Below are 12606 nucleotides of genomic sequence, written 5' to 3' on the forward strand. Positions count from 1 at the left end.
ATAAATGGGTAATGTACAAGTTGCTGTAGAAGCATGTTTAATTCGTCTGATCACAGATACTTTATAAAGTATTTTAATACTTTTTTGAATCCGTCAATGCGTAAGTCCTATCTGATTGCAAAAATTTATGATGCTGCTGTATTGCCATCTTTGTGGCTGGACGTGATCAAAGATATCGTCAGCTATACTAAAAGTAAGAGTGCAATTTTTACCGGTCTGGATCAGCTTAATCCAAGCTATGATTTTGTTTACACGCACAATATCCCGAATGAAAGTCTGGCCGCTTATCAAGATGAGCGTGTCAGAGTGATTGATATGAAACTGCATATGCCCTTATGGAATGCGATCGAGATGGGCGATGCGCTGAGTCATAACTGTCAGCACTATGCAGAACAGCCGGGTACGGATCACTATGTTTTCTATGAGAAGTGTTTAAAGCCTGGCGGTGTATCTTATCTGGCGGGGGTATTGCTGGATCGGGGAAATTATCGTTGGGCGGTACTGGGTATTCATCGTGCTCCTGAGGTGCAGCCTTTTGAACAGCCTGAGCTGGATTTTCTAAGACGTATCAGTATCCATTTACGCCGGGCTTTGCAAATTCACCGGCAAATCAACTTGATTCAGCAAGATAATTTAAGCTTGTATACCGTATTGGACAGTTTAAAAACCGGAATTGTACTGCTCGATCAAAACCTGTGTTTAAGTTATTCTAATCCTGTTGCGCAAAAAATGCTTGATCAAAATTCATGTCTGGATCTGGATATACATAACCGTCTAAAAACCAATTATGCTCAGCAGATACGTTTTGATCAGCTATTAGAAAGTGCTTTGCTGGAAGATACGACCATTCAGACTGAAGTGGGTGGAGTCTTGGCGTTGAGTGATGGGGCAGGCTCACAATTCATGCTGACGGTGGTGCCATTTAAAAAATTAAGAAATATGCAACATTTACAATCTGCTCAGCATCAGATTGCCTTATTTATGACAGATAAAAACCAGCATTATTCCCTGTCAAGAGCTTACCTACAACAGTGTTACCAGCTTTCCAAACGAGAGTTTGATTTATGCGAGTTGTTAATTAATGGTTATAAAATAGAAGATATTGCAGAACAGTGTGGCATTACGCTGAGTTCGGTACGGACGTATTTTAAAAATATTTATGAAAAAACCCAATGTTGTTCGCAAATCGAACTGATGCATTTATTGATGGGCTGTACCATTCAATTTGAACATATTGATTAAACCGGCCTGAATTTCATATTCAAGCCGGTTTATGTGGGTTATTTAACACGTTGTAAAGTTACAGGATCTTCACCTTGCGGATGTAAGATAAGATTGTTGTTAGATATATTGATGCTTGCAATTGTCTTGCTGCCATTTGAACTATCTTGTAATCCACCACACTCGTTGGTATCGAATAATACCTCGGTTGTGGTGAGAGTATTTGCTGACAATGTATATTTGCCATATTCAATTCCTGGCCAACCACAGTCATCTCCACCTTCAGTGTCTAGGAAGAAATAATAGTTGTTATCGAAGAAAGCAAATAGGTGCGTTTCATTAAGTCGCCACGTGCCGACGAGACTATTGGACTGCTTAACTCGATTTAAACGGTATTCAGTATTAACGCCTGGTTCAGTAAGAATTAATTGAGTTCCATTAAAGTTTAAAGAATAAGGTTTATTCTCAGCAGGATGTGAAAGTCCCCATTCACCATTGGTATCATGCAGGATTTCCGGTTCAATCACGGTTGTTGTTGCATTCCATTTTAAGCGGCCCATTTCAATGCCTGCTTGACCACTCTCATCTTTGGCTTCTGCTTCACCTAGTGCATAGCGTCCATCTTCCAAAATGTGAATCAACACAGCAGTGTTATCGGTACGGTTAATCTCCCAAGTGCCGGCAATATCTTTGTAGAAGGTCGCTTGGAAGTGTGCTTTAGCATCCTCTTCATTCACTAACTTTTCTTCAGGAATTACTGTTTTGACAATAGCTTCATTTTTAAAGTCATTATAAGGTTGGTCAAAATTGATACTCTGATTTTTTAAGGCATCTGTAGTGGCCGTACTAATTTGAAGTTTGTCATCGTTATCATCTCCATCTAAGGATTGTAAAAATACCAGTAAGTTAAGGCGAGCATTTTCAGTCTCAGCTAAATCCAAAGGGGTAACACGTTCTTTTGCTTCAATTTCATCCCCGAGTTGAACATCACCAATATAGAATTTAACCGTTTCTCCTTCATTGAAGTTAAATTCACCATCGTCATTGGTAAAACCTGTAGCACCACTACTTGTGACATAGCGTACCCCAGCAATCACAGCATCCGTTAGTACCCCGGTCTGGGTTCCAATATTACTTGTTGGAGGTGTACTTGAGTTATCATCCGAACCACCACAGGCACTAAGTAACCCTGCTAAAGCAATACAAAGTAAAGTCTTTTTCATTAGAATCTTCCTGAAATTTATAATGTGGATTCAGTATAAAAAGACCCTTATATTTGCCATATCCCAAAATGAGGAGGTTAAGAGCTTTTTAATGCATGAATCCTTTAAATTAGAAAGAAATTCCTATTTATATTGGGAAGCAATCTTAACTATCCGTAAATTGATGTATGAGATAAGTTGAAAGGTGGCAAAAATAATCAACTATTCATGTAAAAATTCTAATTATACAAATATAGATTAACTGTTTATTTATTGATCATAGATCACTATCTATATTTGCCGAGGTTGCTAAAATTCGCGCAATTTTGAATAGAATTGGTGCGTGACGTGTTTGAGAAGTTAGCAGAACAAAGCCTGAACCTAATGGGTTGGGAAATTGATAACCATTGGCCCCTAGATTTAGACCAATGTGTCATGATTGCTGCTCCTCATACCAGTAATTGGGATGCACTGTATGCGCGACTGGCCTTAAAAGCATTAGGTGTGAATGTTCGCTTAACCATTAAAGACAGTTACATGAAATTGCCATTTGGGCCCTTTGTGCGTGCTATGGGCGGTATCGGGATTGATCGTCGTCCTAAACAGCCGGGTGAGCCTCGTCCGAGTATGGTTCAGGTGATGACGGAATTATTCAAGACCCATCCTAAACTGGTCATGCTGGTGACGCCAGAAGCAACGCGTGCTAAACAGGAACAGTGGAAGACAGGTTTTTATCATGTGGCGATTAATGCAGGTGTACCGATTGCATTGGCCTATATGGACTATGACAAGAAGAAAACTGGCGTAGGTAAAATTGTTTATCCGACAGGGGATTATGAAAAAGATATGGCAGAAATCATGGCATTTTATGCAGATATTCAGCCAAAATTTCCTGAATGCTTTAGTGTAGATCAACGCTATTATCAGAATTAAAATTGAGTTGAAAAAAAGCAGGAAAATATTTCCTGCTTTTTTATTGCCTAATCATCATGAAGATTGACAGACTTAAGATGCATTTTCAGAAGCGGGTAAAATTCCACCCAGATTTTGGCAGGCATCTTTATAAAGATCATATTGTTGCTCCACCACTTCATGCAGTGGCAGGTCAAACAGCTCCTCACCCTGACGATATTGCTTGATATAAGACTCGACCTTGGATTTGCTGCTATACAACATCTGCTGATAATAGTCGGTCATACTGCTATGTGGCATCTGGGCGGTATCTACCTTGGCACAATGGAAATTTTGCAGTAATTGTTCGGACTTCTTCAAATCGCTGGACATACAACCTGCCAGCAGCAAGGTACTGAACAATGTCGTGATAAATTTCATGGAAAGTAGACTAAAGGCTTTATGAGAGCGCACTATTGTAGAAGTAAAACCCGGTCACAAAACCTTTTTAATCTACCAAATGGTTAAAAAATAGAACAACAGAATTTGAAAATCCAAGTCTATTCTCTAAACATCTAACCTTTGACCAAGCCACCATCTACAATCAGGTTTTGTCCTGTGACGGCACATGAATAAGGTGACAAAAACATCAGGATTGCAGCAGCAAATTCTTCTGGGGTAATTACGCGGCGTAAAGGCGTCGATTGAGCAATCAGGTCAAAGACAAAGTCAGGTGTGGCCTTACTGGCATCCGTGGTTTGTAACAGGCCACCAGAGAGCATGTTCACATTAATGCCATATTGTCCTAAATCCTGTGCCGTGGTGCGGGTAAAGGCCAATAATGCAGCTTTGGCGGCGGTATAGTCATGATAAGGAACCACTGGATTTTGCACGAGATTTGTACCAATATTCACGATCCGGCCGAAGCCTGCCTGTTTCATGTCATCCAGAGCGGCTTGCGTGGTATTTAAGGCAGCCTGTACTGCACCGCTAAATTGCCGTTGCAACATGTCCCAAGTCAGTGTTTCTACTTTAGGGCGTGCATCACCATTAAATTCAAATTGAATCAGTGCATTATTGACTACAGCATGAATTGCTTCGCCGAAATGGGTTTTAGCCGCGGCAAATAAAGCGCGTACCTGATCAGCTTGAGTGACATCTGCCTGGTAAATGAATACCTGTTCAGGATATTGCTGGGCAAGCTGTTCGGCCTGCTGCTGACTGCTATGATAGTTCACGACCACGCGTGCACCTTCAGCCAGTAAAGCCTGAGTAATGGCTAAACCCAAACCACGTGCACCGCCAGTAACAAGAACGATCTGATCATGAATCTGCATAATGATGATCTATATTGACAAAGATTGGCCTTAACATAGCAGTTATTTCACCGGATTCAAGCTTTAGCAGGGAAGACAGACTCGGCTTGATCTTGTGTTTAAATGAATTGGGATGCTAATAGAAAACAGCCTGCGCTAAAGAGTAAACTTAAGATCACACGTTTAAACAGTAATTCTGAAATTTTATAAAATAGCTTTGCACCTAAAATAGCCGGAATACTCACAAAAACAATCAGCAAGGCCAGATAGGGTAAATGACTTTGATTGATCAGACCTTGCCATAGATACGTACCAAGGGTGAAGAGCTGAATTGCAAAATTAAAGTGCCGCAAAATATAGCGCTGCTGGGCTTTGGATAATTGTTTTAACATCACCCAGGCTGAAGGAATGGCACCGCAAAAACCGCCCAGTCCTCCTAATATCCCACCAATAAAACCGATGCAGCTATCAATCAATTTTCCTGAATGCTGGATCGTTTTGAATTGCGGATTGAATAGCATCACCGGACACCACAGCACCAGAAAAAATCCCAAGATTATCTTAAAGGTATCTGCTTGAATGACCTGCAACAGATAAGTACCAAGAGGCACGCCAATTAGACCAGCAACCAGATAAGGCAGCACCAACTGTCTGGATAAAACCGGCTGCTTTTGTTCCTGACTGAGTGAAATCACATGACTCCAGATCGAGGCAAATACCAACAAGGGCGCGGCCAATTGCGGAGGTAGTACCCAAACCCAGAAAGACATGGCGATTAGGGCAAAGGCAAAACCGGTTAGTCCCTGGACGAAACCTGCGACCATTGCACCAAGAATAAATAACAGCCAAGTCATAGAGATCAGGTCATAAGCAAAGGCAGCAGTATTCTCAAGATTTAAACAAAAGCCAAGCTTCTATTTAGCTGTATTTATGCAAATGAAAGTTAGAATTTTTATAAAAGCATGAAAGCTAAATAGGAAAAAAGACGTTTATGGTCATGTATAAAACATGCATAAATCTCTACAAGAGTGCAACAATGGCTCCGTTCACTCTCCACGAACTCGCCTGATACTGACAGAGTGCAGTAAGAGGTGATGGACATGATGAAAAAAGTGATATTACTTTCTGTATTGGCCGTGTCATTAACCGGTTGTGTGGTTGATCCTTGGGATGATGATTATCGTGGCAACAGAGATCGTAATGGACATTATGATCGAGACCACAGAGATCATGACTGGAAAAATAAGGACCATAAAGATCATCGGGATTGGAAACGTGACCGAGATAACCGCGACTGGCGCCGTGATCGTTAATCACAGTCTTTAAATTTGACTGACTACAATGACAAAAAGGATTCCACTGAGGAATCCTTTTTTAATGTCTCTTCAAAACAATTTAAATCAAGAAATACTTTTTTGATAAAGCCCAGCACGAACTGTACCGGCTTTGGTATTTTTAATTAAACGCCATGAGGATGGCAATTTAAGCAATTGTAAATCACGATCTGCTTCTACATAAATATAGGCATTGTCCTTGATCAGAGGATCTGCCTTGAGCGCTAGTTCTTCCCATAAATCTAAGCTATATGGCGGATCTAGAAAAACCAGATCAAACTGTGTCTGAAGAGCGGGCAAGGCTTGCTGCGCCGTAGCCACTTTTAATTGTGCACGTGCTTTGGTGACTTTTAACAGTTCAAGATTTTGGGTCAGAAATTGTGCCTGAGTACGATCCGGCTCAATCATCACCACTGATGCAGCACCACGCGATAATGCCTCAAACGCTAATGCCCCAGAACCGGCACAAATATCCAACACCTGTGCATTTTGTACATCCCACATCAGCCAGTTAAACAGTGTTTCCCGAACACGGTCAGGCGTCGGGCGCAAACCCTCAATGCTGGCAAAAGGCAGTTGGCGGCGTTTCCAGTCACCACCAATAATTCGAAGCTGGTTTTTCATCTTTAATCTCGCTCTACCGGTGTCGGAGCAGTCGTGTTGGGCTGGTCACTGGCTGGAACGGCACTAGATGCTGCATCTTGACTTAACATGCCTGCACCACTTGGCAATTCAGCTGGCTTGATTCCGGCCGTCATCAGACCACCACTTAATTGGTGGCCTTGTGGGCGTACCGGATTTTTATCTTTATGCAGTAACCAGTAATCAAAAATTGGACGGGCCAGAGCCGTTGCGGCACTACCACCGCGACCATTTTCCAGAATAACTGCAATCGCGATTTCAGGATTTTCAGCAGGTGCAAAACCGACAAACAGGCCATGATCCAGCTGACGGTCAGTCAATAAGGATTCATTATAGCGCTTGCCCTGAGCAATACTTTTTACCTGTGCCGTACCGGTTTTTCCGGCAATAGAATATTGTAAGCCGCTTTTGATGCCTCGGCCTGTACCGGATTGAATTACGTCCACCATCGCATCACGCATTTTGATCCAGTCTTCTTCCTGACCATTAAAATCGATCTTGCCATGCGTGCCATTATGCATCTTGAACGGTTTGGCACCGCGACTTTCACGCAAAACATGGGGAATGACTTTATTGCCATGATTGGCAGTAATTGCAGTGGCCATAGCCAGCTGTAATGGCGTTGAAGTAAAAGCACCCTGACCAATACTGACAGAAATGGTTTCACCACGTGACCATTTGGCCTTGCGGGTACGCATTTTCCATTCCGGGTTTGGATACAGTCCTGAGCTTTCACTTGGTAAATCCACCCCGGTTTTTTCGCCAAAGCCAAACTGACGCATCCAGGTATTCATTTTTTCAATGCCCATCCGGTAAGACATGACATAGAAATAGGTATCACAGGAGACGACCTGCGCCTTATGCATATTCACTGCACCATGCCCGGATTTTTTATGGTCACGGAAACGGTGACTGTCTCCCGGCAGACTGAAATAGCCTGGATCAGAAATAGTGGTATCCCAATCGACCAGCCCATGATGCAGACCACCGAGCGCAAACATTGGTTTGATAGTAGAGCCAGGTGGATAAACTCCTTGTACCGCACGGTTATATAAAGGTTGATCAAGGTTATCACGCAGGAATGAATAATCTTTGGTGCTGATCCCGGTCACAAACAGGTTCGGGTTAAAACTTGGACTAGATACCAGTGCCAGAATTTCCCCAGTTTTAGGATCCATCGCCACAATCGCGCCACGACGCCCAGCCAGTTGTTCTGAAGCTACCACCTGCAAACCGTAATCCAGTGACAGGAACAGATCATTACCACGCACTGGGTCTTTACGACCCAGATGACGCAGCACATTACCAAAGGCATCGGCCTCTACCGATTCATTTCCTGGCACACCATGCAGCAGCTCTTCATAGGATTTTTCCACTCCGATCTTTCCAATCAGGTTGGTTCCGGCATAGAGATCCTTATCAATGGCTTTCAGTTCTTTGTCATTAATACGACCGACATAACCGATCACATGTGCGAACAGATCGCCATGCGGGTAATAGCGAGTCATCTGGGTTTCAATATTCACGCCCGGAAACTGATATTTCACTTCACTGAAACGCGCAATATCATTTTCATTCAGATTGAGCTTGATTGAAACCCGTTCGGTTTTACGTGCTGTTTTAATCCGGGTTTGAAAGCGTTCAAGATCTTCTTCGGTCAATTCCAGAATCGGTTTCAGGCGTTCGAGCGTTTGGTCGATATCCTGTACGTCAGCACGACTTAAAGTGGCAGTAAATACCGGGTAATTATCGGCCAGCAACACGCCGTTACGGTCATAAATATAACCACGCGCTGGCGGCAAAGGTTGTAGACGAATCCGGTTCTCATCAGAAGCTGTAGTAAAGCTTTCAAAGTTGAACAGTTGCAAATAGGCATAGCGGCTGACCAGCAGCAGCATAAAGAAAATGACAATCCCCATGGAAATCAAGACTCGACTGCGATAGATGCGCTTTTCTTGTTGTGCGTTTTTTAAAGGAAAGTGCTGCTTCATACGCGATCGACTTAAGACCTGAGAGTGGTAGAAAAGAATCAAAGTGGAGTATTCTAACGCAACTGCACTTGATTTGATAATGAAAAACTGCCCTTACAATCAGTTCCTTTAAGCTTTGACTTTGCAGACATTAAAATTGTAAAGTGCTGTATATAAGAGTTGTGATAATTCTGCTAGAGTAAAATCTAATAAAAATAGGACTATACCAAAAACTATAATTAAGGAAGATGGTGAAGGAATGAACAAGGTTTACCCTTTGTTGGCATTTGCATTGTGGGCGAACGGGGCTTATGCACATGATCAGATTAATAATACTGCAACCAAAATAGAGCCTGCTCAGGCAAAAGCCTTTAATGTGGGTGTTGGTTTTACCCAGAAATTACTGCATTTAAATACCGAATGGGTGAACCCTTATGGGATTGCTTATGTGAAAGGTGGTGTTTTTCTGGATGATGATCGTACGATTGGCGGTCAGGCAGGCTTTCGTTATCCTGCACATCTCACCGGCAAAGACAAAAATGGTTATTATGTCGGGGTTTATGCCGGTCATATCGACAGCAAACAGGTTGATGGCGAGTATGAAGGCCGTTTAGGTGCTGGCGTTGATTTGGCCTATGTTTTGCTTAGTTCAGAACGGATCAGCAGTTTTAGTATCGGGATCGGTGCCGGAGAGAAACTCGAAGACCGAAATGGTCGTGCTGTGGCTGAAACAGAACCCCGGCTACAATTTTCCTATACTTTAAGTATCGGTTTATAGACAAAATATTCGACCTTATTAATATGTGTATTCTGTGAACAAAAAATTAAATATGGAAGTTATGCATGCTTGAGTACGTCAACGAGTTGTGGCAAACCTTTGTAAACCGCCCGGATTTTTGGGCCGTGCTCAGCATTATTCCAGTGACTGCATTTGTAACCTGGGCTCACGTCTGGATGGCGCTGAAAATGGTCTTTTATCCGATCAATTTTTGGGGTTTCCATCTCGGGCCTTTACCTGTGGGCTGGCAAGGGATTGTGCCACGCAAAGCTGGACGTATTTCAGGCATTATTACCGATAACACACTGTCAAAATTAGGCTCTATCCGCGAATTTTTACAGGCGATGGATCCGGATGATATGGCACGCATCATTGGCGAGCAGGTCGGTTTCGAACTGGAACACCTGATTGATGAAGTGATGATGGATCGCAATGCGGTGCTCTGGGAAAACCTACCTTTTGCTATTAAGCGCAGAATTTATGCACAAGCACAAAAACAAATGCCGGCAATTTTGCGTGAATTAGTGACTGAGCTGACCATGAACGTCGAGTCACTTGTAGATATGCGTGAAATGGTAGTGAGCCAGATGGAAGGCGACCGTCGCTTGATGGTGCGTATGTTCCTGAAGGTGGGTCAAAAAGAGATCAATTTTATCTGGCATATCAGTGCCCTCATCGGGATGTTCTTTGGGATTTTCCAGATGATTGTCTGGTTTGTAGTGCCGTGGCACTGGACTGTACCGTTCTGGGCTGCGATCTGGGGCTTTTTGACCAACTGGATCGCGATCTGGATGGTATTCAACCCACTCTATCCACACCCAGTAAAGTACCCGCAATTCTTTGCCCGTACCACAAATCGCAAGTTTCCGTGGATTAAGCCGGTGATTCCTCGTATCGGAACCTATAACATACAAGGCGCATTTATGAAACGTCAGGATGAAGTCTCTGACGTCTTCGCAAGTGTAGTCACAGAAGACCTGATTACGTTAAAATCGATCATGACCGAGATGATGTATGGCGGCAGAAAAGACAAAACCCGCCGCATTATCAAACGTCATATTAATGAAATTATGGAAACACCCCTGGTTCGGACCTCTTTACAGCTGTCTTTAGGACCAAAAGAGTATGCAAAACTCAAGACGGACTTGATCGATCGCTCGATTGAAATTACGATGGTACCTGTATGCGACCCAGCATTTAATGCGAGCCGTGCACAGAAAATCTATCAAATGTTTAGAGACCGCATACGTGAGTTGACTCCGAAGGAGTTTCAGAATCTTTTACGTCCTGCATTTCAGGAAGATGAATGGATTCTGATTTTATTGGGTGGGGTAACCGGTTTTGTCGCGGGTTTAATCCATTTGTTTGTGGCTTTCTTATAATGAGATGTCGGGGGACACAATCGGGTGATTGTGGTCGTGGCGTCATACATATTGTTTAAATGAGGATGTTTATATATGCGCATTATCTTACTCGGACCACCTGGAGCAGGTAAAGGTACACAAGCTCAGTTGATCTGTAAGCGCTACAATATCCCACAAATTTCAACCGGTGATATGCTCCGTGCTGCAATTCGTGAAGGAACTGAATTAGGTCTACAAGCTAAAAGTGTCATGGACAATGGCGGTTTGGTTTCTGATGAGTTGATCATTGGTCTGGTGAAAGAGCGCATTGCGCAACCTGACTGTGTAAACGGCTGCATTTTTGATGGTTTCCCGCGTACCATTCCTCAAGCAGAAGCCTTGGAAAAAGAAGGCATTGCAATTGATCACGTGATTGAAATTGATGTACCAGATGAAGAAATCGTACAACGTCTTTCTGGCCGTCGTCAGCATCCTGCATCTGGCCGTGTCTATCACATCGTTTACAACCCGCCAAAAGTGGAAGGTAAAGATGACGAAACGGGTGAAGATCTGGTTCAACGTCCTGATGACCAGGAAGCAACCATTCGTAAGCGTCTAGGTTCTTACCATACTGAAACCGAGCAACTGGTTGGTTTCTACCAAGGCCGTGCAGCGTCTGGTGAAAATGCACCAACTTATGACAAGCTAAATGGTTTACGTCCAATCGATGAAGTTCAAACTGATCTTTTCGCGATTCTGGATCAGGCAAAATAATCGGCTGACGATGATTTTGACAATCGGAGAGCCCTAAGTCATATTAGGGCTCTTTTTTATTGCGTATTTTGAACAGGGTACTTGTTGCTATGAAATTTGGCGTATTGGTGTTGATGGTAGTCTTTCTGGCAGTATTGGTAGGTCTGTTCTATTTCAGTTTTAAAATGCTCAACAAAGTACGTCAGGAAGAACGTGCTGAAAATGCAGCAAAGCGACCTGAGCGCCAGCTCCATCCAAAATTACAAGCCGAACTTGAACAGCGCAAGCAGCAGGAAAAGGCTGAACAAGATCAGGATAAATAATCCATAATAGTTCAGCTCAGCTAAGAATTTGGTTTGAACGAAAAGCACTCTTCTCATAGTCGATAAAAAGGTGACACATTGGTCACCTATTTTTTATTCCAGCTTGATCGCGCCGTTCTATTCCGCAAGCTCAATATTTTTCACTGCAATCGGGCGGGCTGCACCAAATTCAAACCGATCCGGCCAGTTACACACATCGGATACTACACATTCATGACATTTCGGTTTGCGCGCAATACACGTATAACGACCGTGTAAAATCAGCCAGTGATGTGAATCAATGATAAATTCCTTGGGAATGACTTTGACCAGACGGTGTTCAACTTCCAACACATTTTTGCCAACCGCTAGTCCGGTACGGTTACCTACCCGGAAAATATGGGTATCAACCGCCATGGTCGGCTGACCAAAGGCCGTATTCAGTACCACATTCGCCGTTTTACGACCTACACCCGGCAGGGCTTCAAGATCCGCACGATTATCCGGTACGATGCTGTTGTGCTTCTGAATCAGCATCTCACAGGCTTTAATCACGTTGACCGCTTTCGAGTTATATAAACCAATGGTCTTGATATATTCCTTCAAGCCGTCCACACCTAACGCATAAATTGCTTCTGGTGTATTTGCAACTGGAAAGAGTTTGTCTGTGGCTTTGTTGACGCTGACATCGGTAGCTTGAGCTGAGAGCGTGACCGCGACCAGCAATTCAAAGGAATTCGCATAATTCAGCTCGGTTTTTGGATTAGGGCGCTGTTCACGCAGGCGTTCAAAAAAGGTCTGAATCTGCTTTTTGGTCATGTTTTTAACAGGCTTGGCCTTTGCTGTAGTCATGT

General features: G+C 43.2%; 14 protein-coding genes. 7 read left to right on the top strand and 7 right to left on the bottom strand.

The window, feature by feature from the left end; all coding sequences use genetic code 11:
- Positions 1–96 precede the first annotated feature (96 nt).
- Entirely contained in the window at positions 97–1242 is a 1146-nt protein-coding gene (locus tag WFH18_RS10260; RefSeq protein ID WP_164543143.1) for a LuxR C-terminal-related transcriptional regulator, read from the top strand.
- Between the two features lie 38 nt (positions 1243–1280).
- Here WFH18_RS10260 and WFH18_RS10265 read toward each other — a convergent pair whose 3' ends face one another.
- Positions 1281–2444 (bottom strand): hypothetical protein, encoded by a 1164-nt coding sequence (locus WFH18_RS10265; protein ID WP_121979884.1) that lies wholly within the window; start codon positions 2442–2444, stop codon positions 1281–1283.
- A 363-nt stretch (positions 2445–2807) separates the two neighbouring features.
- On the opposite strand from WFH18_RS10265, the gene WFH18_RS10270 reads away from it, so the two are divergent.
- The gene (locus tag WFH18_RS10270) at positions 2808–3356 is read left to right on the top strand and encodes a 1-acyl-sn-glycerol-3-phosphate acyltransferase (protein WP_171521926.1); all 549 of its coding nucleotides are present in this window, start codon (positions 2808–2810) and stop codon (positions 3354–3356) included.
- 72 nt (positions 3357–3428) lie between these two features.
- Here the strand turns inward: WFH18_RS10270 and WFH18_RS10275 are convergent, their stop codons facing one another.
- The 3 genes from WFH18_RS10275 to WFH18_RS10285 form a co-directional block, all read right to left on the bottom strand.
- The gene (locus WFH18_RS10275) at positions 3429–3755 is read right to left on the bottom strand and encodes a hypothetical protein (protein ID WP_121979882.1); all 327 of its coding nucleotides are present in this window, start codon (positions 3753–3755) and stop codon (positions 3429–3431) included.
- 134 nt (positions 3756–3889) lie between these two features.
- Positions 3890–4651 (bottom strand): 3-oxoacyl-ACP reductase, encoded by a 762-nt coding sequence (locus tag WFH18_RS10280; RefSeq protein WP_121979881.1) that lies wholly within the window; start codon positions 4649–4651, stop codon positions 3890–3892.
- A gap of 98 nt (positions 4652–4749) precedes the next feature.
- A complete protein-coding gene (locus WFH18_RS10285) occupies positions 4750–5484 on the bottom strand; it encodes a sulfite exporter TauE/SafE family protein (RefSeq protein WP_121979880.1) in 735 nt (244 codons plus the stop codon).
- 246 nt (positions 5485–5730) lie between these two features.
- Between WFH18_RS10285 and WFH18_RS10290 the strand changes: the two genes are divergently transcribed.
- Positions 5731–5943 carry a hypothetical protein gene (locus WFH18_RS10290; RefSeq protein ID WP_005104632.1) on the top strand — a complete coding sequence of 71 codons (213 nt, stop codon included), beginning with the start codon at positions 5731–5733 and terminating at the stop codon, positions 5941–5943.
- An 87-nt stretch (positions 5944–6030) separates the two neighbouring features.
- Here the strand turns inward: WFH18_RS10290 and rsmD are convergent, their stop codons facing one another.
- Entirely contained in the window at positions 6031–6588 is a 558-nt protein-coding gene (gene rsmD / locus WFH18_RS10295) for a 16S rRNA (guanine(966)-N(2))-methyltransferase RsmD (RefSeq protein WP_005104630.1), read from the bottom strand.
- Positions 6589–6590: 2 nt separating this feature from the next.
- Entirely contained in the window at positions 6591–8597 is a 2007-nt protein-coding gene (gene mrdA / locus WFH18_RS10300; protein ID WP_121979879.1) for a penicillin-binding protein 2, read from the bottom strand.
- Positions 8598–8835: 238 nt separating this feature from the next.
- Here mrdA and WFH18_RS10305 point away from each other — a divergent pair, with 238 nt between their 5' ends.
- The 4 genes from WFH18_RS10305 (at position 8836) to WFH18_RS10320 (ending at position 11773) form a co-directional block, all read left to right on the top strand.
- Positions 8836–9354, top strand: a complete 519-nt coding sequence (locus tag WFH18_RS10305) for a hypothetical protein (protein WP_004279486.1) — start codon at positions 8836–8838, stop codon at positions 9352–9354.
- Between the two features lie 65 nt (positions 9355–9419).
- A complete protein-coding gene (locus tag WFH18_RS10310; protein WP_004279487.1) occupies positions 9420–10736 on the top strand; it encodes a membrane protein in 1317 nt (438 codons plus the stop codon).
- Positions 10737–10811: 75 nt separating this feature from the next.
- The gene (gene adk / locus WFH18_RS10315) at positions 10812–11471 is read left to right on the top strand and encodes an adenylate kinase (protein WP_004279488.1); all 660 of its coding nucleotides are present in this window, start codon (positions 10812–10814) and stop codon (positions 11469–11471) included.
- 89 nt (positions 11472–11560) lie between these two features.
- Entirely contained in the window at positions 11561–11773 is a 213-nt protein-coding gene (locus tag WFH18_RS10320) for a hypothetical protein (protein ID WP_004279489.1), read from the top strand.
- A 117-nt stretch (positions 11774–11890) separates the two neighbouring features.
- Here WFH18_RS10320 and nth read toward each other — a convergent pair whose 3' ends face one another.
- Positions 11891–12604 carry an endonuclease III gene (nth, locus tag WFH18_RS10325; RefSeq protein WP_121979878.1) on the bottom strand — a complete coding sequence of 238 codons (714 nt, stop codon included), beginning with the start codon at positions 12602–12604 and terminating at the stop codon, positions 11891–11893.
- Between the last annotated feature and the right edge of the window lie 2 nt (positions 12605–12606).

Source organism: Acinetobacter sp. USHLN143 (assembly GCF_037145695.1).
In the GTDB taxonomy this organism is placed as follows: Bacteria; Pseudomonadota; Gammaproteobacteria; order Pseudomonadales; family Moraxellaceae; genus Acinetobacter; species Acinetobacter fasciculus.

Coding starts and splice junctions, on each gene's coding strand:
- WFH18_RS10290 (WP_005104632.1), top strand. CDS start 5,731: ATGATGAAAAAAGTGATATTACTTTCTGTATTGGCCGTGTCATTAACC.
- WFH18_RS10285 (WP_121979880.1), bottom strand. CDS start 5,484: ATGACTTGGCTGTTATTTATTCTTGGTGCAATGGTCGCAGGTTTCGTC.
- WFH18_RS10275 (WP_121979882.1), bottom strand. CDS start 3,755: ATGAAATTTATCACGACATTGTTCAGTACCTTGCTGCTGGCAGGTTGT.
- nth (WP_121979878.1), bottom strand. CDS start 12,604: ATGACTACAGCAAAGGCCAAGCCTGTTAAAAACATGACCAAAAAGCAG.
- WFH18_RS10280 (WP_121979881.1), bottom strand. CDS start 4,651: ATGCAGATTCATGATCAGATCGTTCTTGTTACTGGCGGTGCACGTGGT.
- WFH18_RS10320 (WP_004279489.1), top strand. CDS start 11,561: ATGAAATTTGGCGTATTGGTGTTGATGGTAGTCTTTCTGGCAGTATTG.
- WFH18_RS10305 (WP_004279486.1), top strand. CDS start 8,836: ATGAACAAGGTTTACCCTTTGTTGGCATTTGCATTGTGGGCGAACGGG.
- WFH18_RS10270 (WP_171521926.1), top strand. CDS start 2,808: ATGGGTTGGGAAATTGATAACCATTGGCCCCTAGATTTAGACCAATGT.
- WFH18_RS10265 (WP_121979884.1), bottom strand. CDS start 2,444: ATGAAAAAGACTTTACTTTGTATTGCTTTAGCAGGGTTACTTAGTGCC.
- WFH18_RS10260 (WP_164543143.1), top strand. CDS start 97: ATGCGTAAGTCCTATCTGATTGCAAAAATTTATGATGCTGCTGTATTG.
- mrdA (WP_121979879.1), bottom strand. CDS start 8,597: ATGAAGCAGCACTTTCCTTTAAAAAACGCACAACAAGAAAAGCGCATC.
- adk (WP_004279488.1), top strand. CDS start 10,812: ATGCGCATTATCTTACTCGGACCACCTGGAGCAGGTAAAGGTACACAA.
- rsmD (WP_005104630.1), bottom strand. CDS start 6,588: ATGAAAAACCAGCTTCGAATTATTGGTGGTGACTGGAAACGCCGCCAA.
- WFH18_RS10310 (WP_004279487.1), top strand. CDS start 9,420: ATGCTTGAGTACGTCAACGAGTTGTGGCAAACCTTTGTAAACCGCCCG.